Origin of the sequence: Leyella stercorea, from assembly GCF_019052365.1 — a bacterium.
Taxonomy (GTDB): domain Bacteria; phylum Bacteroidota; class Bacteroidia; order Bacteroidales; family Bacteroidaceae; genus Prevotella.
In genome coordinates, this window is record NZ_JAHQUY010000050.1 from 1 (window position 1) to 21,570 (window position 21,570).

Consider the following 21,570-nt stretch of genomic DNA (forward strand, 5'->3'; position numbering starts at 1 on the left):
GATTTCTCTTTGCCGTACGACACAGAGAAATCCTAATGACCGATTTGGGTTAAATCCGTTGTTAAAAAAAGTAGCAGCAGGAATCCGTTTAATCCGATAAATCCGTTGTTAAAAAAGTATCAGCAGTGTAATCCGTGGGAGAATAAAAAGAATAATGATATGACGACATTACAGCAGCAGCGAATGCTTCTCGAGATAGAATACAACCACGAGAAGGAGGAGTTTAGAAAGCAGACCGAGACGATGGGCGTGGAGCGCAAGATAAGGCGCGGCGACGCCTGGTTCCCCGTGACCATCGGCAACTGCTACTACAACTCGCTCAACCAGGTAGTGGTGGAGGTGACGCGCACCAAGGACTCGGACATAGAGCATAACTTCGAGCCGGGACGACCCGTCTGCTTCTTCACCGTGCGACGCGACGAGAAGACGCGCCGTGAACGCATACAGTATATGTCGTTCACAGCCACCGTGAGCTACGCCGACCACGACCGCATCGTCGTGGCACTGCCCAACAGCGGGCGCATCGCCGACCTGCAGCGCTCGGAAGCCATCGGACTGCAGCTCTTCTTCGACGAGACAAGCTACCGCCTCATGTTCGACGCCCTCGACCGCGTGATAAGCGCCAAGACGGGGCGCCTCGCTGCCCTGCGCGACATCTTCTACACTAAGGCGCCGGCACAGAAGCTCACGTTCGAACCCATGCGCCTGCCCTGGCTCAACGCCTCGCAGGAGCAAGCCGTGAACGAGGTGCTGCGCGCCAAGGACGTAGCCGTGGTGCACGGACCGCCGGGAACGGGCAAGACCACGACACTCGTGGAAGCCATCTACGAGACGCTGCGCAGAGAGAGTCAGGTGATGGTATGCGCACAGAGCAACATGGCGGTCGACTGGATATCGGAGAAGCTCGTAGACCGCGGCGTGAACGTGCTGCGCATTGGCAACCCCACACGCGTCAACGACAAGATGCTCTCGTTCAGCTACGAGCGACGCTTCGAGGCGCACCCCGACTATCCGCAGCTCTGGAGCATACGCAAAGCCATCAGAGAACTGCGCGGCGAGCGACGCCGCTCGGACGCGTGGCATCAGAAGATGGACCGCCTGAAGAGTCGCGCCACGGAGATAGAGCTGCGCATACGCGCCTCGCTGTTCGGCGAAGCGCGCGTCGTGGCATGCACCCTCACCGGCGCCGCCAACCGCGTGCTCGAAGGCGAGAAGTTCTCGACGCTCTTCATCGACGAGGCGGCACAGGCGCTCGAAGCAGCCTGCTGGATAGCCATACGCCGCGCCGGACGCGTCATCTTCGCCGGCGACCACTGCCAGTTGCCCCCAACCGTGAAGAGCATCATGGCACTGAAGGGCGGACTCGGCACCACACTCATGGAACGCATCGTGAAGGCAAAGCCCGAGGTGGTGACGCTGCTGAAGGTGCAGTATCGCATGAACGAGCAGATAATGCGCTTCTCGAGCGACTGGTTCTACGGCGGCGAGGTGCAGACCGCGCCCGGCATAGAGCACCGCAGCATACTCGACTACGACCGCCCGATGATGTGGGTAGACACGTCGGAGGCAGACGGCAAGGAGGAGTTCGTGGGCGAGAACTTCGGACGCATCAACCGCACCGAGGCAGAGCTGACGCTGCAGACCCTGCAGCAATACTTCGAGAAGGTGGGCAAGCAGCGCATCCTCGACGAGCACATCGACGTGGGCATCATATCGCCATACCGCGCACAGGTGCAGCTGCTCGGCAAGATGATACGCCAGAGCGAGTTCTTCAGACCCTACCGCCGCGCCATCAGCGTGAACACCGTCGACGGTTTTCAGGGACAGGAGCGCGACATCATCATCATCTCGCTCGTGCGCAACAACGACGGAGGCGAGATAGGCTTCCTGCGCGACCTGCGCCGCATGAACGTAGCCATGACGCGCGCAAGAATGAAGCTCATCATACTCGGTTCGGCAGCCACAATGACCGTTCACCCGTTCTACAAGAAGCTGTACGAGTGGGCAACTAATAATAAAACATAAAAGAAAGGTGTTTTATTTCTTATATTCAGAAAAAATCAATAAATTTGCGAGCCTATATTGTGCAATATATTATAAGGTGTTAAAGTTTCGCAGGACAGCCTCCTGCGAAACCCGCATGCTGCTCCTATAGTTCAATGGATAGAACGGAGGTTTCCTAAACCTTTGATCCGGGTTCGATTCCCGGTGGGAGTACAACTAATTCAACAACATTCAGAATCACTAATTTTATGAAGAAAGCGATGACACTGATGCTTCTGATGCTCGTTGCAATGTTCTGCAACGCACAGATGCATGACCCCGTGAAGTTCACAGCGCAACTCAAGACGGGCAGCACCGCGGAGGGCGAGATTGTCTTCAGCGGAAAGATTCAGAAGGGATGGCATGTCTATTCCACCAATCTCGGCAGCGACGGCCCCATCGAGGCGTCGTTCCATGTAGACAAGAAAGACGGCGTAGAGCTGGTAGGCAAGCTCACACCGCGCGGCAGGGAGATATCGGAGATGGATCCGATGTTCGGCATGAAGCTGCGCTACTTCGAGCACTCTGTACAGTTCGTGCAGAAGGTGAAGTTCACCAAGCCCAATTACACCATAAAGTGCTACCTCGAGTTCGGTGCGTGCAACGAAGAGATGTGCATGCCGCCCACACAGGTGGAGCTGCACAAGCAGGGCAAGTCGCCAGCCGTAGACGGCGAGGCAGCTAAGGAAGAGGAGGCAGCGGAAGAGGCAGCCGCTACCGCCGACACAGCAGCCGTGGCAGCCACAGACAGCGCAGCCGCAGCAGCCCCCGCAGCACTCGACAAAGCAGAGGTGAAGAAGCTCTGGACACCGGTTATCGACCAGCTCAACGACTACGACCAGCCGGTGAGCAACTCGCTCTTCTACATATTCCTCGCAGGTATCGTGGGCGGACTCGTTGCGCTCTTCACACCGTGCGTATGGCCTATCATCCCGATGACCGTGAGCTTCTTCCTGAAGCGCAACAAGAGTCGCAAGAAGGCTATCCGCGAGGCAGTCATCTACGGCGTGTCAATCGTAGTGATCTACGTGGCGCTCGGACTCGTAGTGTCGATGCTCTTCGGCGCGAGTGCGCTCAACGCGCTCTCTACCAACGCCATCTTCAACATAGCGTTCTGCCTGATGCTCGTAGTGTTCGCCGCTTCGTTCTTCGGAGCGTTCGAGATTACGCTGCCGTCGTCGTGGAGCAACAAGATGGACCAGAAGTCGGAGGAGACAAGTGGTCTGCTCAGCATCTTCCTCATGGCGTTCACACTCTCGCTCGTGAGCTTCTCTTGCACCGGTCCTATCATCGGCTTCCTGCTCGTGGCAGTAGCCTCAGAGGGCAGCATCGTGGCTCCGACAATCGGTATGCTCGGCTTCGCCATCGCACTGGCTGTGCCGTTCGCTCTGTTCGCCATGTTCCCCACACTGCTCAAGTCGGCACCTAAGTCGGGTGGCTGGATGAACGTGCTGAAGGTGACGCTCGGCTTCGTGGAGCTGGCGTTCGCACTGAAGTTCCTCTCTGTAGCCGACCTCGCATACGGCTGGCACATCCTCGACCGCGAGACATTCCTCGCTCTCTGGATAGCGCTCTTCTCGCTGCTCGGTCTCTACCTGCTCGGACTCTTCAACTTCCCGCACGACGACGAGGGACGCCGCACCAACGTGCCGCAGTTCTTCCTCGCGCTGGCTTCGCTCGCATTCGCATTCTATATGATTCCTGGCTTGTGGGGCGCTCCGCTGAAGGCGGTCTCTGCGTTCGCACCGCCAATGAACACACAGGACTTCAACCTCTATAAGAACGAGGTGCACCCGCGCTTCACCGACTACGAGGCAGGTATGGCTGCCGCACGTCTGGAGGGCAAGCCGGTAATGGTAGACTTCACCGGTTTCGGCTGCGTGAACTGCCGCAAGATGGAGGCTGCTGTATGGACAGACGCCAAGGTGGCTGACCTGCTCAACCAGAAGTATGTGCTCATCTCGCTCTTCGTGGACGACAAGACTCCGCTGCCTGAGCAGATGGAGGTGACGGACACCGACGGAACGAAGCGCACGCTGCGCACTGTAGGCGACAAGTGGAGCTACCTGCAGCGCTACAAGTTCGGTTCTAACACTCAGCCGATGTACATCCTCGTAGACAACGAGGGCATGCCGCTCACCGGCAGCCGCTCGTACGACGAGAACATCTCTGAGTACATGGACTTCCTCAACGCAGGTTTGGAAGCATACGCTAAGCGATAAATACTCTAAAGGGGGTGCACTTTTTCAAGTGCACCCCTTTTTTGTGCACTCCCTGGAAGCAGATGCTGCTAACGTTGGCTGCGTAAAAATCCGATTAATCCGTTCAATCCGTTGTTAAAAAATATCTTTGTCTGCGTAATATTAACAACGGATTGAACGGATTAAACGGATTCCTGCTGCTACATTAATTTAACAACGGATTAAACGGATTCGTTGGCTGCGTAAAAATCCGTTTAATCAGTTTAATCCGTTGTTAAAAAATCTTGTTGGCTGCGTAAAAATCCGTTTAATCCGTTCAATCCGTTGTTAAAAAATATCGTTTGATGCGTAAAAAATCCGATTAATCCGCTAATCCGTTGTTAAAAAATCTTGTTGGCTGCGTAAAATCCGATTAAACGGATTTTAATTCGCTGTTGATTCTTGATGAATTGAAGTTTACTATACGTTCCACTACAAGCGAATGTTCACCAAAGTTCATCAACAGACCAAGTGCATAATCGGTAGCACGCAGATAGTTGTAAGTTTGTGCTTTATGCACGTCATGTATTTCTTTGAGAGCCTTCAATTCAATAATAATCTTGTCATAACACACAAAATCGGCAAAGTATTCCTGTTCCAATAGCTTACCTTTATATTGTATGCGTATAGCTTTCTCGCGTTCGAAAGGAATGCCACGCAGACGGAACTCCTCTGCCAATGCTTCCTGATACACCTTTTCCAGAAAGCCGCATCCTAACAATTTATGCACCTCAAAAGTCGCTTGGCGTATTGCCCACGACTCATTCTTATAAAGTAGTTCGCTCATAATGCAATCAATTTTTATCGGTTAGTATATTCTATAAACGTAAATCTACACGTTTATTGTATAAACGCGATTTTTTTTAACAACGGATTTATCGGATTAAACGGATTCGATGGGTGCGTTAAGGGCTGCGTTAAGTTAACAACGGATTTATCGGATTGAACGGATTCGATGGGTGCGTTAAGGACTGCGTTAAGTTAACAACGGATTTATCGGATTGAAAGGATTCGATGGGTGCGTTAAGGGCGCGTTAAATTAACAACGGATTAAACGGATTGAACGGATTCGATGGGTGCGTAAAAATCCGTTTAATCCGTTTAAATATCCCAAGCAGCAAGAATCCGTTCAATCCGTTTAATCCGTTGTTAAATTAATACAGCAGTAGTAATCCGTTTAATCCGATAAATCCGTTGTTAATTCTTCCCAAGCAGCAGTAAATCCGATTAATCCGTTCAATCCGTTGTTAAAAAAAACATCAGCAATAAATCCGTTTAATCCGTTGTTGATTCAACGCAGTCTAACAATCCGTGTCGTCAGTGACATCTGTGGGAGGATAAAAGAAAAGGCTGGAAGATAGGCTGGAAGATATTACACTTCCGAGACCTATCTTCCAGCCCTTTTTGTGCTCATACCGTGACGGTTACAGCAATCCTGGTAGATATGGAGGATTTTTTCGCGTACTTATTTACTTGTCAGTAACCTCTACGATGGGGTTGCCGGTGCAAGCGTCGGGCATCTGGATGTGCAGCAGCGAGCAGACAGTAGGCGCTGTATCGTCCATGTGAGTCTGGCGGTTGGTGTGACCCGGCTTGATGTTCCAGCCCATGAAGACGAGTGGAATGTGAGTGTCAGCCGGAGTCCATGTGCCGTGCGACGAACCGTAGAAGTCCTTGCCCACGGGCCACTCGAAGTAGTTGATGCGCGGCATGAGGATGATGTCGCCCGAGCGACCACGATAGTAACCATTGACAACACGCTCGCGAACCCACTGCGGAGCAGAAGCGTAAGCCGCCTTCTCGTAGTCGATGACCCACTGCAGGTCGGTGTCTGCCTTCAGGATGCGGATAGCAGCCGCCTTCACCTTCTCAAGGCAGAGCTTGTTCTGCGCCAGCAAGTCGTGGTCGAGGTAGAGACTCTCGCCGATGATATCCTTAGCATACTTGATGTCGAGTCCGAACTCAGCCTTCAGCTTCTCGTTGAGGTCGCGCATCTTTGCGCCCATGTCGCAACCGCCACCAGGCAGCTTGTGCTCCTTCAGCGTGTTCGGGTTGTGGCTGCCACCGTGGTCGGCAGTGAGGAACAACAGATAGTTGCCCTTGCCCACCTGAGCGTCGAGCGCCTCAAAGAACTTCTTCATGTCGCGGTCGAGCGTGAGGAACACCTCCTCGTTCTCCTTGCCCGGCGAGAACCATGTGCCCGTCTTGTGGCTTATGGCGTCGGTAGACGAGATACTGATGCAGAGCATGTCGGGCGTTTCGCCCTTGCCCAGCTGCTCGTTCTTCAGTGCAGCCTCCGCCATGTTGAATGTGAGCGTAACGCCGTCGGAGCCCGACTTCGGGTCGTAGCCCTTCTTCATGCCAGAAGCGCGGTTGAACTTCTTCACCCAGTCGGGCAGAGCGTCCATGTAGTAAGAACTGGTGATGAAGCCAGCCACCGACTTGTCGTACCAGTAGGCAGCGTTGGCAGCGTGTCCGGCAGGAAGGATGGAAGCGCGGTCCTTCAGAGCGATGCCGATAACCTTAGAGCGGAAGTCGGTAGCGCAGCGCAGCATATCGCCGATGGTAGTGCCGAGCATGTTCTTCGGCGACATGCAGCCAGCCTTAGAGTCGGTGCCCACGCCCTTTGCGTCAGGGTCGTCGGTGCAGTAGACACGCTTGCCGTCGAGATAGAAGTCGTTGCCCGGGATGCCGTTGGCAGCAGGCACGGCTCCGGTGTAGATAGAGGAGTGTCCTACGCCGGTGATGGTAGGCACGTAGTTGAGCATCTGGTTGTCGCATGAGAAGCCTTCAGCCATGAGGCGCTTCATGCCGCCCTCGCCGTACTTGTCGTAGTAATAATACATGTAGTCCCAACGCATTTGGTCGATAACAAGACCGACAACGAGTTTCGGACGAGCCACTTGTGCAGAGGCAGTGAGCGCCATGATGCACACAAGAAGAGATAAAAAGATTTTTTTCATTTGTTTTTTGGCTTTTTATTGTTGTTGTTTGTTTGCTTGCTTACTTGTTGATAGGCCTTACTAAGCCTCTTTGTCTGCTAACTTGTTGATAGGCCTTTCTAAGCCTTTCTAAGCCTCTTTAAGCCGAGGGCACTAAGCCTCTTTGTCAGCTAACCAAGCCCTCCCCGACGGGGAGGGTGGGGAGGGGCTTAATACGTGAACGAGCTGCCTCCGAGGAACTCTCTCAGGAGCGATGTCGGTGGTAGGACGGTGTGGTCGATGGCGTTGAAGTAGCCGAGGAACTTGCGTAGGCGATACGCCTCGGCATACTCGTCGCAGTTCTCGGGCACCTGCTCGAGCAGCGGCTCAGCCTGCGTCTTGATGGCAGCTAACTCGTAGATCATCGCCGTGTTGAACATCGTGTCGGCGTTCTCCTGATAAGGGAAGATCCACTTGTTCTCGCCGGCACGCACGCTGGGCCAGCGACGGATGGTGTCGCGAGCCGAGCAGCCGCGATACTTGAAGTCGCGCACGATGCGGCGCAGCAGTCGGTTGTCGGTAGTAGGGATGTAGTTGTGCTCGTCGAGGAGGATAGTGGTGAGCGCCGAGGCATACACACGATACTTCAGTTGCTCGTCTACCTGCGCCGTCAGTTCGGGGTTGAGCGCATGGATGCCCTCCACCACGAGCACGTCGTTAGGCTCCATGCGCATACGCTTGCCGCTCATCTCGCTGCGGCCCGTCTGGAAGTTGTAGCGCGGCAGCTCCACCTCCTCGCCGGCGAAGAGCTGCAAGAGCTGCTTGTTGAACAGTTCGAGATTGAGCGCATAGAGCGACTCGTAGTCGTAGTCGCCCTGAGCGTCGAGCGGTGTCTTCTCGCGGTCGACGAAGTAGTCGTCGAGCGAGATGGGCACGGGGTGTATGCCGTTGCAGAGCAGCTGAATGGAGAGGCGCTTGCACGTCGTGGTCTTGCCCGACGACGACGGACCAGCGATGAGCACCATCTTCACACGCGACTCGCGAGCGATGTCCTCCGCAATCTTCGCAATCTTCTTCTCCTGCAGCGCCTCCGACACATTGATAATATCGGTAGTAAGACCGCGGTTGACCGCCTCGTTGAACGTTCCGACGGTAGACAAGCCCAGCAGGTTCTGCCAGCGGTGGTGTTCCTGGAAGATGTCGAACATCTTGTCCTGGCGCACCAGTGCGCCGAGCTGCGTAGGGTCCTCGCGCGACGGGATGCGCAGCAGCAGTCCGTCGTAGTATTTCTCGAGTCCGAAGAGTGTGAGCTGCGCCGTGTTGACGAGCATCGTGCCGTAGAAGTAGTCGATGAAGCCCTCTATATCATAATATGTAGTGTAGAGCTTACCGGTAGTGCGCAGCAGCATCGCCTTCGACTTGTAGCCGAGGTCCTCGAAGATGCGTATCGCCTCGTCGGTGGGCACCTGATGACGGCGTATGCGCAGATGGCGGTCTACCAGGCTCTGCATCTCGCCGCGGATAAGGTCGACGTCAGCCTCCGTCACGGGGCGTCCGAGGCGCAGGTCGCAGTAGTAGCCGTTGCTCACCGGTATGTCGATGACGACGTTGCTCTCGGGAAACAGTTTGTGAACAGCCTTGCAGAGCACGAAGAAGAGCGTGCGAGTATAAGCACGCGAGCCCGACGCCGACGTTACGTCAAGATACTCAATATCCTTCGGATTGTAGACACGGTAGTGGAGTCCCTCAACCTTGTTATTCACCTTGGCGCTCACCGGCGGATAAGGCATCTTTACATCAAGCTGAGAAAAAATATCAGAAAGTGTACTCCCTGTTTCCACTTTTAAAGTTTTTTTATTATTTTTGCAACGGATTTGTATCAACTGTTTCATTTGGCTAAAGCTTTAAAGGTTTTATACTGAAATCTATCCAAAGAGGCTTTCAACTACTTACTAAGTAACTTGCCAATAACAAAGGTACTTTCTTTTTTCGACACAACGCGCATAAACGCCACATAAATTATATTAAAAAAATATGTCGATTTGGATTATTTTTAAGATCATCGGTTCATTGGCCCTCCTCATCTACGGTATGAAGGTGATGAGCGAGGCTCTGCAGAAGATGGCAGGCTCACAGCTCCGCCATATTCTCGGCGCAATGACCACCAACCGCTTCACCGGACTGCTGACCGGTATGTTTGTAACAGCCTCGGTACAGTCGTCTACGGCTACCACGGTGATGACCGTTTCGTTTGTCAACGCCGGACTGCTAACCCTTGCTCAAGCCATCTCCGTCATCATGGGTGCCAACATCGGCACTACGTTCACGGCGTGGATTATGACGCTCGGCTTCTCGTTCAACATGGCGAACCTCGTGTTCCCCGCGTTCTTCATCGCCCTGCTACTCATCTACAGCAAGCGCCACCGCTACATCGGCGACTTCCTCTTCGGCGTGGCATTTATGTTCTTCGCTATCTCTACGCTCGGCGCAACGGGTAAGGAGATGGACCTCAGTCACAACCAGACTGTCATCGACTTCTTCGCTTCTTTCGACAAGGATAGCTATCTCACCATATTCTCGTTCCTCGGCATCGGCACCGTGCTGACGTTCTGCATGCAGTCGTCGGCAGCCCTCATGGCTATCACCATGGTGCTCTGCTCGTCGGGCGTGCTGCCTATCTACATGGGTATCGCACTGGTATTGGGCGAGAACATCGGCACCACCATCACCTCTAACATCGCAGCGATGGGCGCCAACACACAGGCGCGTCGTGCAGCCTTCGCCCACCTCACGTTCAACGTATTCGGTGTGATATGGGTGCTCTGCGGCTTCTATCCGTTCATCGACATGGTGTGCGGCTTCGTGGGTGTCAACCCGCATGCCGACCACATCGACGCAGCACGCCTCTCGGTAGTGCTCGCAGCGTTCCACACCACGTTCAACGTATGCAACACAGCCGTGCTTATCTGGTTCATCCCGCAGATGGAGCGCTTCGTATGCTACGTTATCAAACCGTCTAACCGCAAGGACGAGGACGACTTCCGTCTGCGTTACATCGGTGGCACTTCAATCATGAAGACGCCAGAGCTCTCGGTGCTTGAGGCACAGAAGGAGATTCAGTCGTTCGCAGAGCGCATACAGCGTATGTTCGGCATGGTACGCGAACTGCTCGGCGTGAAGGACGAGGCGAAGTTCAACAAGCTCTATACGCGTATAGAGAAGTACGAGTGCATCTCGGACAACATGGAGATTGAGATAGCCAACTATCTGAACAACGTCAGCGACGCTCATCTTTCGGACGATACCAAGGCGAAGATTCGCGCTATGCTCCGCGAGATTTCGGAGATTGAGTCGATCGGCGACTCTTGCTACAACGTGGCACGCACGCTCAGTCGCAAGTTAAAGGGCAAGGAAGACTTCACCGAGAAGCAGTACGAGCACCTGCACCAGATGCTGGAGCTCACCGACGACGCACTCACACAGATGAACGTGATGCTCACCGGACGCCGCGACTCGCTCGACATCAACCGCTCTTTCAACGTGGAGAACGAGATAAACAACTATCGCAACCAGCTGCGCTCGCAGAACATCAACGACATCAACGACCACAAGTACACTTACGCTATCGGCACAATGTACATGGATATCGTGTCGGAGTGCGAGAAACTCGGCGACTATGTGGTGAATGTGGTTGAGGCTCGTATGGGCACACGCCAGCACACGGCGTAGAAAAGTAAAAAAGTAAAATAGGGGGTGCACTTGTCTCAAGTGCACCAACATAGCAATAGTATTCAGTAGGGGGTGCACTTGTCTCAAGTGCACTAACAAAGCAATAGTATTCAGTAGGGGGTGCACTTGTCTCCGCTCGGCTTTGTTGGTGCACTTGAGACAAGTGCACCCCCTAAATAATTTGTATGCTGAGCGTTTCTCTGTCGAACTTAACGTTCTTCCGACCAATATAATCGTCAATGAAACCAAGGTCGGCGAGTTCGTGCGGCGTGCCGTCGTGCAATGCGCCGTTGGCGAGAAGCCACAGACGGTCGGCAGTCTGCATGGCTGTCTCAAGGTCGTGAGTGGAAAGAAGAATCGTTTTGCGTTCCTCGTGGGCAAGACGTTGCAACAGCAACATCAAGTCGATCTTGCCAGGGAAGTCGAGGAAGGCGGTAGGCTCGTCGAGCAGAATCACCGGCGTCTGCTGCGCGAGCGACTTCGCTATCATCACCTTCTGCATCTCGCCGTCGCTGAGGCTGCACACGCGGCGCTCAGCCATCGGCGCAATGCCGACGCTCTCTATCGATTGGCGCACGATGAGGCGGTCGTCGGCAGAGAGTCGACCCCAGAAGCCGGTGTAGGGCGCACGTCCGAGCGCAACAAGTTCCTCGACGGTCATGTTGCGAGCGTCGGGGCGCGAGGTGAGCACAATCGAAATCATTCGTGAGAGGCGGCTCGGGCGAAGCATAGTTATGTCGTCGGGACCGATGAACACGCTGCCGTCGAGCGCCGGCTGCAAGTGCGCAATGGTGCGCAGCAGCGTCGACTTGCCCGTGCCGTTGTGGCCTATGAGGCAAGTGAGCGATCCGGGGCATGCCGTGGCGTTGAGGTCGGAGGCTACGCAGCGCATATCCAGGGGGTGCAGTTGTCTCAACTGCACCAACCGTTGGGCTTCATCGCTTTGCTGGTGCACTTGAGACAAGTGCACCCCCTGATTGGCTTTATTGCTTTGCTGGTGCACTTGAGACAAGTGCACCCCCTGATTGGCATTATTGCTTTGTTGGTGCACTTGAGACAAGTGCACCCCCTGATTGGTTTCATTGCTTTGTTGGTGCACTTGAGACAAGTGCACCCCCTGATTGGCTTTATCGCTTTGTTGGTGCACTTGAGACAAGTGCACCCCCTTTTTTGAATAGCCAACGGCGAGGTTGTGCAACACTATAGGGAGTTCTTTGTTCATCGGCGGTGATATGTGGCAATAATGTTATGGTCGTACACCTCGTGGCGCACAAGGCGCACGTCGTCAGGCAGAGTGGGAGCCGCTGTGCCGCCGCTCACGCAGAACGGTGCCGTCTCCACGCGTATCTCGTCCCATGCGTCAGCCTCGATGAACGAGCGCAGTGTGCATGCTCCGCCCTCCACGATGAGCGACTGGCACTTCTCCTGATGCAGCCATTCGAGCAGTTGCGGAATGACAGGCTTCGAGAAGTCCAAGCCCTCGAACGCCGGTCGGTTGTGGTCGATGACGATGCGGCGCGGCGACTTGCCCGCCCAGTGGCGCACATCGAGTTGTGGATGTTCGCGTTCGTCGGTAACGCGACCCACGAGAATGGCGTCGTTCTCGGCGCGCAACTTGTGAACGAGCATCTTCGTGAACGGCGTGGATATGGCACATGCCTTGCCGTTGTCGTCGAGGAACGCATTGGCGGTCTGCGCCCACTTCAGTATGATGTACGGGCGTCGCTTCTCGTTGAACGTGATGAAGCGGCGGTTCAGCTCGCGACACTCTTCTTCGAGCACGCCCACCGTCACCTCTATGCCGGCGTTGCGCAACTTCTGTATGCCACGACCCTGCACGGCAGCGAACGGGTCGACGCAGCCCACGACGCAGCGGCGCACACCTTTCTTTATAATAAGGTCGGCGCAGGGCGGCGTCTTGCCATAGTGGGAGCATGGCTCCAAGCTGACGTATATCGTGGCGCCGGCGAGCAGCGCTTCGTCCTCGGGTCGCACCGAAGCAAAGGCGTTCACCTCAGCGTGTCCTTCGCCGCAGCGCACATGGTATCCCTCGCCGATGATGCGTCCGTCGGCTGCAACAATCACGGCGCCCACCATAGGATTGGGCTTGGCGTTCTGGCGTCCGTTGGCAGCGAGCTGGAGGCAGCGGCGCATATAAAGTTGGTCCATAACTTAAAGGTCAAACAATGTTTTTTCCTCTCCTGCGTACGCTTCGAAATAGGGCGGTTCGTCGCGCAGTTCGATGTCGTCGTAGATGAAGTCGAGCACAACGGTCTCCTTGCCGTCGGGCATCACGAGGCCCATCTTGCCGTCGCGCTGCGCGATGACAGGCAGCGAGCGCAAGTCGTCGACATACACATACGGCGTGCGGAGGAAGTCGTAGTGAGCCGGCACGAGCACGTTGCCCTGATGGTCCTTGATGCCGAACTTGCCGTTCTCCTCGTACACCTCATGATACTGCTCGTACTTCTCGCGGATGCGGTTCAGATAGAACACCATCTTGCGCTTGTTGTTCACCAGTTCAACGAGGTAGGCGAACGTGTCAGAGTAGTTTGCCATGGCACGTGCGAGCACCACCTTGAAGTCGAGACCCGAAATCACCTTGCGGTTCAGGTCGATGTAGCGTGCTATCGCCTTCTCCTTCTCGGGCACGGTGAGCGTAGCCAGCTGCTCCTCAAACTTGAGCATGATAGCCTTTGAGCCCTTCATCGCCTTTATGTAGCGGTGAATCTGTCGTGCCATCTCGTCGCACACGAACTTGTCAATGCGCTCCAACTCGATACTGTCAACATAAGTATCTTCAAAATTTTCTTGCGTTATCTTCTTTTCCATAGTAACTGTTATCTTAGTAATTTAGGTTGTACAAGTTATTCAGATTTGCATCTGTACCTCCAAAAGTACGATAATTTTACGAAATGTCAAAAGAATACGCCTAAAAAACATCGTTTTTTCTAAAATTAGTAGTAATTTTGTTGCGCTTCGAAAAAGCTTTAAACATCTATAATAGAAAAGATTATACATCCTGAGGAAATAACTATAAACATCTATAATATGAAGAAAATCACTACACTACTGCTCATGCTGTTGCTCATGGCGACGGCAGCAAACGCTAAGTTCGCCTACTGGGGCTATTGCGACAAGGACATCGTCGGCGCTTACGGCTCCTCAGCCTACGGCAAGGCAGCCATCTATATCCCTGCGGAGGTGGCGCAGCTGTACAAAGGCTGTCAGCTCACCGGCGTGCGTGTCGGCTTAGCTGCTCAGGCAAGCAAGCTGAGCGTGTTCGCCACAACCGACCTCAACGCCACGCCGTTCGCCACTAAGGTGAGCGACAAGGCAAACAAGGGCAACAACATCGTGAAGTTCGACGCAGCATATACCATCACCGGCGAGGCGTTCTACATCGGCTACGAAGTGAGCGGACTGGACGCATGCATAGGCTATGTAGCCAACAAGACAGCCTACTCTAACTATACCGACTTCGGCAACGGATGGGTGGACAACGCAGCTAACGGAGCCAACGCTCTCTCGCTCACCGCACGCATCGAGGCAGACAACCTGCCCGTTGACCTCAGCGTGATGGGTCTGCGCGACATCGCTACAAAGGAGAACGAGCCGTTCAACGTCTCGGCTAAGGTGGTGAACCTCTCGGCTACGAAGCTCTACAGCTACCGCATCGCCTACAGCGTGGACGGCGGCGAGGAGCAGTTCGTCGACTTCGACGAGACACTCGGCGACCGCAGCGAGAACGTGTTCAGCTTCACTCACCCCGGCATCAAGACCAAGGGCACACACAAGCTGAAGGTGCGCGTTGTGGCTGATGAAGACGTCAACCCAGCCAACGACGCTACAGAGTGCAACGTGATGATGACATCTGTCGCCATCACAAAGCGCGTGCTCATGGAGGAGGCTACCGGCATCTATTGCGGCAACTGTCCGCGCGGCATCGTCTCTATCGAGAAGTGCAAGGAGAAGTATCCCGACAACTTCATCGCTATCGCAAAGCACGGCTTCGATGGCACACCGAAGGAACTGCTCTGCCCGTCGTACGAGTATGCTGACTGGGGCGTATATCCGCAGGCAGCAGTAGACCGCCGCGCTAAGTTCGACCCCGATGTCTCTACAACACTCATGTACGTTGAGGGTGTGCTCAATAACTTCCCCACAATCGCAGGCATCGAGACCCAGGCTAACTACGTGGCAGGCGACTATACACACATCAATGTGAACACCAATGTGCAGTTCGTAAAGGATATGACCAACTGCAGCTTCGGCATAGCATACGCCATCATCGAGGACGGCGTGACAGGCTATCAGCAGAACAACGGTTACGCAGGTGGCAGATACGGCGAGCTCGACGGATGGGAGAACAAGCCTTCGATGGCTACCGTAACGCTCAACCACGTGGCTCGTGCAGGCTTCGGCATCAGCGGCGGCATCGAGAACAGCATCCCCGTGAACGACGTGTACAGCACTACTATCTACAATCACAACACCGTGCTCAACGTTCCGTCGAACGTGAAGAACCGCGACAACATCAAGGTTGTAGCTTTCCTCATCAACCGTGGCGACCACGGCTACGTGGAGAATGCCGTTGAGGTGCCCGTGCTTGAGGCTGGCGAGACATCTATCGCCGACATTACCTCTACACCGGCGCCCGACCTCAGCCTGCGCAACGGCAGCATCGTTGCCGACGGCTTCAACGGCAAGCTGCAGGTGTACACCGTAGGCGGACTGCTCGTGAAGAACGCTTCGCTCGCTCGTGGCATGTACATCGTGCGTGGCACCGACGGCAAGCAGAACTTCGTGAAGAAGATTACATTCTAAAGAGAATACAATCAATTTAAAACAATACAGAACCAATGAAGAAGATAACTTCACTCCTGCTTATGCTGCTGCTCGTTGTGACGGCGGCTAACGCAAAATATACCTACTGGGGTTACGCCGGAAAGGCGGCAACCGACCTTCCGTACGGCAGCATCGGCACTCGTCAGGGCAAGGCTGCCATATACATACCTGCTGAGGTGGCACAGATGTACAAGGGTCTGAAGGTGACCGGCATGCGCTTCTCGCTCACCGACAAGGCTGAGACCGTGAAGGCGTTCGTGGCTGAAGACCTCAACGGTGCGTACGCTACAGAGAAGATGGCGGATATGGGCAACAAGGGCCTTAACTCGGTGCTCTTCGACGACGCCTATACTATAACCGGCGATCCGTTCTACATCGGCTACGAGTTTACGAGCGACATCAACGTCGTAGGTGTGACCGACGAATACTGCGAAGGCGGCAACCTCACCGACTTCGGTAGCGGATGGACAGACAACACCAAGCAGACTCCAGACAATGCGCCTGCTCTCGCTCTGCAGATGCGCGTTGAAGGCACGGAGATACCGGTAGACGTGGCTATCTGCGGCGTGAAGAAGGTGATAACAGCCGTGGGCGATACCTATCAGATTAAGGGCAAGCTGCTCAACTTCGCCGCTGCAAAGATAACATCGCTCCGCTTCGGCTACACCATCGGCAACTCAGAAGAGCAGTTCGCCGACGTAGAGCAGACCGTAACGGCACGCGCCGAAGACGAGTTCGCCTTCACTTGCAACGCTCCCGACGCGAAGGGCTGCGAGAATCTGAAGGTGCGCCTCGTGAAGGTGAACGGCGAGGAGGACGCTTATGACGGCAACAACACATACACATCTACAATCGTCACAGCCAACGTGCAGGACGTAAAGCGTGTGTATATGGAGGAGTACACAGGCGTCAAGTGCCCGTGGTGTGTGCGCGGCATCGAGGAGATATCGCAGAACCACACAAAGTTCCCAGGACAGTTTGTGGCTATTGCAAAGCATTGCTACAGCGGCACACCTACAGAGTTGGAGTGTCCGTCATACACATACGGTATAACTGGAGGCTTCCCCAAAGGCACTTACGACCGTCGCCGTACAAACAGTCTTGACATTACCGATAAAAATGAACTCTACGTGAAGGCGTTCATCAACAGCGGCTCGGTGCTCGGCATCGACGCTATCGCCAACTTCACCGACGACAACCACTCGAAGGTGAGTGCAACGGCAGTCATGAAGTTCAACCGCGAACAGACCAACGCCAACTACGGCTTGGCTTTCGCCGTGATAGAGAACGACGTGACGGGCTACAAGCAGAGAAACGCCTATGCCGGTTCGGTGAAGTCGTACTATGGTTGGGAGAAAAAGGGGAAAGAGGTAGAACTTGACCTTCAGCACGTGGCTCGCTTGGGCTACGAGGTGAACGAGGGCATCAGCGACGTATTCCCGAAGCAGATAAACAGCGGCGACGCATTCAGCCACACTGTTGAGCTTGACCTGCCTAAAAACATTAAGAACTACAAGAACCTGAAGCTCATCGCCTTCGTCATCGACCGCAACTCGAAGTACGTTGAGAACGTGGTTGAGGTGCCTATCAAGGAGATGCAGCCCACAGAGACCGCCATCCGCGACATCAACAACGTGGAGATGCCTGCCATCACCTTCCTCAACGGCTACATCGACGCGCCGAACTTCGACGGCAAGATCAGTGTCTACACCGTCGACGGCAAGGCTGTAGCCAACACCAACCTCAAGTCGGGCATGTACATCGTGCGCCTGACAAAGGGCAAGCAGACATTCGTGAAGAAGATTGTGCTTTAAGCACGCTTCATACATATATCAAGAGCCAGGACTCGTTCGAGTTCTGGCTCTTCTCGTATATATCCACAAAAAAACTAAAAAACTTTTGTACATTATTATATTTACCGTAACTTTGCATAAATTGGATAAATAACGGAAAACAAGTAGGATAATTAACGTAATACATATAAAAACAACGTAATACATACAAAAAAAGAACTATGCAAGAAACAAGACAAAACCGTATAGCACGCCTCCTGCAGAAGGAGCTTAGCCTTATTTTCCAGAGTCAGACACGTGCCATGCACGGCGTAATGGTGAGCGTTACACGCTGCCGTGTGTCGCCCGACCTCAGCATCTGCACCGCCTATCTCAGCATCTTCCCCTCAGAGAAGTCGGACGAACTGCTGAAGAACGTGGCTGCCAACGAGAAGTCTATCCGCTACGAGCTTAGCACACGCGTGCGCAACCAGTTGCGCATCATCCCCGAGCTGCGTTTCTTCGTTGACGATTCGCTCGACTACATCGAACGTATTGATGAACTGTTGAAGAAGTAATGTTGAAGAGAAACTTTTCATTCTACGTAGCGCGTCGCTACATGTTCTCGAAGAAGAGCGTGGGCGCCATCAACGTCATCAGTTTCATATCCGTTACGGGCGTGGCGGTGGCTACGATGGCGCTGGTGATAGTGCTGAGCGTGTTCAACGGCTTCCACGACCTCGTGGCGTCGCTCTTCACCAACTTCGACCCACAGATAGAAGTGGTGCCGGCGAAGGGAAAGACCGTCAACGCCGACGCGCCGGAGCTCGACAAGATACGCCATCTCAACTTCGTAGACGTGGCTACCGACGTGGTGGAGGACCAGGCGATTGCCGTCTACGGCGACCGCCAGCGCATGGTGACGGTGATGGGCGTCGACGAGAACTTCGACCAGCTCACGCGCATCGGCGACATACTCTACGGCGACGGCGAGTTCACGCTGCGCGTTGCCAACCTCTACTTCGGCGTGCCGGGCATACGTCTGGCGCAGGACATGGGGCTCGGCGCTCGCTGGGCAGACTATCTTAAGATTTACGCACCCGTGCGTCAGGGACAGCTCACCGACCTCGACACGCCGACAGACGGCTTCGTGGTCGACTCGCTGCTTTCGCCGGGCGTTGTGTTCGCGGTGAACCAGAACAAGTACGACCGCGACCGCATCATCACGTCCATCTACTTCGCCCGACAGCTCTTCGACCAGGACGGAATGCTCTCCTCGCTGCAGCTGCGCCTGAAGCCGGGCACCGACCTCGCTGAGGCGAAGCAGGAGATAAAGGCAGCGGCAGGCGAGAACTTCCGCGTGCTCGACCGCTTCGAGCAGCAGGAAGACACGTTCCGCATCATGCAGATAGAGAAGGTGCTGGCGTACGTGTTCCTCACGTTCATACTCATCGTGGCGTGCTTCAACATCATCTCCTCGCTCTCGATGCTCATCATCGACAAGAAGGACGACATCAACACGCTGCACAACCTCGGAGCCAGCGACCGCCAGATAGTGAGCATCTTCCTCTACGAGGGTCGCATCATATCGGCTGTGGGCGCGCTGATAGGCATCGGTCTCGGACTGGCGCTCTGCGGACTGCAGCAGGCGTTCGGCTTCGTGAAGATGGGCGACAGCTCGGGCACGTTTATCGTCAACGCCTACCCCGTGAGCGTTCACTACGTGGATGTGCTCGTAGTGTTCATCACCGTGATACTGATAGGATGGGCGGCATCGTGGATTCCGGCGCGCCGCCTGCGCCGTCAGATAATGGGCAGAAAAGCAACAACAATATAAACAAATCTAAAGAAAACAATGAACAAGAAACATTGCTTGACAGCAGCTCTTGCTGTCCTGCTCGCCGCTCCGACGGCAGTAGCAACGCAAACCGCTAATGCACAGACTGTGCAGCCTGCGGCAAAGGCGAACGCCGAACAGGCAATCATCCTCAACGAGGACTTCTCGAAGATGACTTCGGGTTCGGAGAACAACCCCGACCTCTCTTTCAACATCAACACATGCACTGGTATGCCGTCTAACGACATCTTCTACTCGTGCGTGAATCCCGATTATACGCAGACACCGGGATGGGGATCGTATCAGGTATACCCAGCCGGTGGCATGATCTTCTTCAACAACACACGCGCTGACGACTACATCGCTGCGCACTTCAACACTCCCGTTTTCGACGCATCTGCCGACAACGGCATCTACTTCGTGTCGTTCCGCGCGCGTCTCGCCAACAACACGCCGGGTTATGTAGGCTTGGGCTACACCGCACAGGACGTTACCGACCCGAAGAACCCTGTCTATGCGGAGTTCGGCAACGTGGAGGGCATGACTAACGAGTGGAAGGAGTTCACGCTGCGCTTTGAGCAGGGCAAGAAAGCCACACGTGTCATCTTCCGCGAGGAGAACGGCGTGAAGGTGCTCATGGACGACTTCAAGGTCTACTACGAGAAGACAGCCGTTGGCTCGCCTAACGTGCTGCGCCACATCTTCTACACAGGTACAAGTTTCCGCCCACGCTGGAACAAGGTTGAAGGCGCAACAAAGTATTATGTCAATGTGTATAAATCGGACGAAGAGGGTAATATTGGTGAGCAGGTTGTTACCGACCTCGAGACCACCGACACCATCTGCACCGTGCGCGGCATCGTGCCGGGCGTTATCTACCGCTACAACGTGACGGCTTCTGACGGCGAGAACAAGTCGCAGCCCTCGCGCTACGTGGTGCTCAACGAGCTGCAGTCGCCCACGCCGAACGACGTGGAGATTGACGCCAACGGCAACTACACCGCTACATGGGAAGAGATTCCAAACGCACTCTTCTATAATTATTATGTGTACGAGGACCGCATCGCTGAGAACGACGGCGAGTTCACACTCCTCGACGAGGACTTCAACAGCGTAACCGACGCCAACGGCTCTAAGATGGACTGGACTCCGGGCAACGAACCTAAGGATCTTCTGTCTCAAGCTAAGGGCTATCCTAAGGGCACAAACATGAATGGCTGCTTTGCTACCTATTGGGCACCGCTCACAGGAGGATATGTAATGGTCGACGGATGGAACTACTTCTATGACGTTGTAAAAAATGTTCAGGATGCTGAGACTGGTGAGGACCTGAAACGCTACGCAAAGTTTGAGACTCCCGTACTCAACATCTCTGCCGACAGCAGCGTGAAGCTGAATGTCTCGCTCTGGGGCGACTACGCATCTGACGACCTCGACAAGGAGCACAACTATCCGGAGTATCAGGTAAACGCCATCGCTGCCATCGTTGCGTTCAACCCCGAAACGGGTCTGTACGAGGAGGTGGAGCGTAAGCACTTCGACCTCGACAAGAAGACTTGGAAGAACGTAGAGTGCGAGTTCAGCAAGGGTTACGAGGATGCGAAGATTGTTATCTACGCTACCGACGGACCGAGCGTGCTTTACATCGACAACCTCAAGGTGACACAGCAGCTGAAGAAGGGTGATGCCTTCGCTACTTGCATCGAGTGTCAGCCTGGTTTGGTGGATGCTAAGGCAAGTGTCACATTGCCAGCCGACTATGCTAAGAAGAACATCTATCAGCGTGTAGTGGCAGTGAACAACCACAAGTCGCTCTTCCTCAACCTCGAGTACAACTGGTACAGCGGTCCGTCTGAGTTGCAGCTCATCCACGAGGCTACATCCACAGCCATCAACGACGCCACAGCCGACGCTGCTGCCGTAGAGGTGGCTCGCTACGCAGTGGACGGCACTCAGCTCGCTGCTCCGCAGAAGGGTGTGAACATCGTTCGCATGTCTGACGGCACAACACGCAAGGTTGTCGTGAAGTAATATGTAGCGGCTATCCGCTTTACGATAGCTTTCGTATCAAGCTGAAATTCGTTTAATCCGATTTTACGATAATACAGAAATCCGTTTAATCCGTTTAATCCGTTGTAATTCTACACACTTGTCTGTGTTTTATTTTTACAACGGATTGA

14 protein-coding genes and 1 tRNA gene are annotated in these 21,570 nt (G+C 54.4%); 9 read left to right on the forward strand and 6 right to left on the reverse strand.

Annotation, left to right across the window (positions count from 1 at the left end):
• The first annotated feature begins 159 nt into the window (after positions 1-159).
• The 3 genes from KTQ90_RS09330 (at position 160) to KTQ90_RS09340 (ending at position 4,265) form a co-directional block, all read left to right on the forward strand.
• The gene (locus KTQ90_RS09330) at positions 160-2,025 is read left to right on the forward strand and encodes an AAA domain-containing protein (RefSeq protein WP_217318192.1); all 1,866 of its coding nucleotides are present in this window, start codon (positions 160-162) and stop codon (positions 2,023-2,025) included.
• Positions 2,026-2,145: 120 nt separating this feature from the next.
• A tRNA-Arg gene (locus KTQ90_RS09335) sits at positions 2,146-2,217 on the forward strand.
• A gap of 35 nt (positions 2,218-2,252) precedes the next feature.
• Positions 2,253-4,265 (forward strand): protein-disulfide reductase DsbD family protein, encoded by a 2,013-nt coding sequence (locus KTQ90_RS09340; protein ID WP_217318193.1) that lies wholly within the window; start codon positions 2,253-2,255, stop codon positions 4,263-4,265.
• A gap of 391 nt (positions 4,266-4,656) precedes the next feature.
• Here KTQ90_RS09340 and KTQ90_RS09345 read toward each other — a convergent pair whose 3' ends face one another.
• From KTQ90_RS09345 to KTQ90_RS09355, 3 genes are all read right to left on the reverse strand, one after another.
• The gene (locus tag KTQ90_RS09345; protein ID WP_217318194.1) at positions 4,657-5,070 is read right to left on the reverse strand and encodes a GxxExxY protein; all 414 of its coding nucleotides are present in this window, start codon (positions 5,068-5,070) and stop codon (positions 4,657-4,659) included.
• A gap of 682 nt (positions 5,071-5,752) precedes the next feature.
• Positions 5,753-7,246 carry an alkaline phosphatase family protein gene (locus tag KTQ90_RS09350; RefSeq protein ID WP_217318195.1) on the reverse strand — a complete coding sequence of 498 codons (1,494 nt, stop codon included), beginning with the start codon at positions 7,244-7,246 and terminating at the stop codon, positions 5,753-5,755.
• Between the two features lie 188 nt (positions 7,247-7,434).
• Entirely contained in the window at positions 7,435-9,096 is a 1,662-nt protein-coding gene (locus KTQ90_RS09355; protein WP_217318196.1) for a nucleoside kinase, read from the reverse strand.
• Between the two features lie 142 nt (positions 9,097-9,238).
• On the opposite strand from KTQ90_RS09355, the gene KTQ90_RS09360 reads away from it, so the two are divergent.
• Positions 9,239-10,933 (forward strand): Na/Pi cotransporter family protein, encoded by a 1,695-nt coding sequence (locus KTQ90_RS09360; RefSeq protein WP_217318197.1) that lies wholly within the window; start codon positions 9,239-9,241, stop codon positions 10,931-10,933.
• Between the two features lie 172 nt (positions 10,934-11,105).
• Here KTQ90_RS09360 and KTQ90_RS09365 read toward each other — a convergent pair whose 3' ends face one another.
• The 3 genes from KTQ90_RS09365 to KTQ90_RS09375 form a co-directional block, all read right to left on the reverse strand.
• On the reverse strand, positions 11,106-11,825 hold the full coding sequence (locus tag KTQ90_RS09365) for an ABC transporter ATP-binding protein (RefSeq protein ID WP_217318198.1): 720 nt from the start codon (positions 11,823-11,825) through the stop codon (positions 11,106-11,108).
• A gap of 326 nt (positions 11,826-12,151) precedes the next feature.
• Positions 12,152-13,102: a bifunctional diaminohydroxyphosphoribosylaminopyrimidine deaminase/5-amino-6-(5-phosphoribosylamino)uracil reductase RibD gene (ribD, locus tag KTQ90_RS09370; RefSeq protein ID WP_217318199.1), complete on the reverse strand. Its 951-nt coding sequence runs from the start codon at positions 13,100-13,102 to the stop codon at positions 12,152-12,154.
• A gap of 3 nt (positions 13,103-13,105) precedes the next feature.
• Positions 13,106-13,765 carry a hypothetical protein gene (locus KTQ90_RS09375; RefSeq protein ID WP_007900654.1) on the reverse strand — a complete coding sequence of 220 codons (660 nt, stop codon included), beginning with the start codon at positions 13,763-13,765 and terminating at the stop codon, positions 13,106-13,108.
• A 219-nt stretch (positions 13,766-13,984) separates the two neighbouring features.
• Between KTQ90_RS09375 and KTQ90_RS09380 the strand changes: the two genes are divergently transcribed.
• From KTQ90_RS09380 to KTQ90_RS13750, 5 genes are all read left to right on the forward strand, one after another.
• A complete protein-coding gene (locus KTQ90_RS09380; protein WP_217318200.1) occupies positions 13,985-15,760 on the forward strand; it encodes an Omp28-related outer membrane protein in 1,776 nt (591 codons plus the stop codon).
• Between the two features lie 35 nt (positions 15,761-15,795).
• Entirely contained in the window at positions 15,796-17,595 is a 1,800-nt protein-coding gene (locus KTQ90_RS09385; RefSeq protein ID WP_217318201.1) for an Omp28-related outer membrane protein, read from the forward strand.
• A 200-nt stretch (positions 17,596-17,795) separates the two neighbouring features.
• Positions 17,796-18,131 (forward strand): 30S ribosome-binding factor RbfA, encoded by a 336-nt coding sequence (gene rbfA, locus KTQ90_RS09390; RefSeq protein WP_217318202.1) that lies wholly within the window; start codon positions 17,796-17,798, stop codon positions 18,129-18,131.
• Positions 18,131-19,390, forward strand: coding sequence for an FtsX-like permease family protein (locus tag KTQ90_RS09395; RefSeq protein WP_254359682.1), 1,260 nt, complete (start codon positions 18,131-18,133; stop codon positions 19,388-19,390). Before rbfA ends, KTQ90_RS09395 begins: the two co-directional genes overlap by 1 nt.
• 18 nt (positions 19,391-19,408) lie before the next feature.
• On the forward strand, positions 19,409-21,421 hold the full coding sequence (locus KTQ90_RS13750) for a fibronectin type III domain-containing protein (RefSeq protein ID WP_254359684.1): 2,013 nt from the start codon (positions 19,409-19,411) through the stop codon (positions 21,419-21,421).
• Positions 21,422-21,570: the final 149 nt, after the last annotated feature.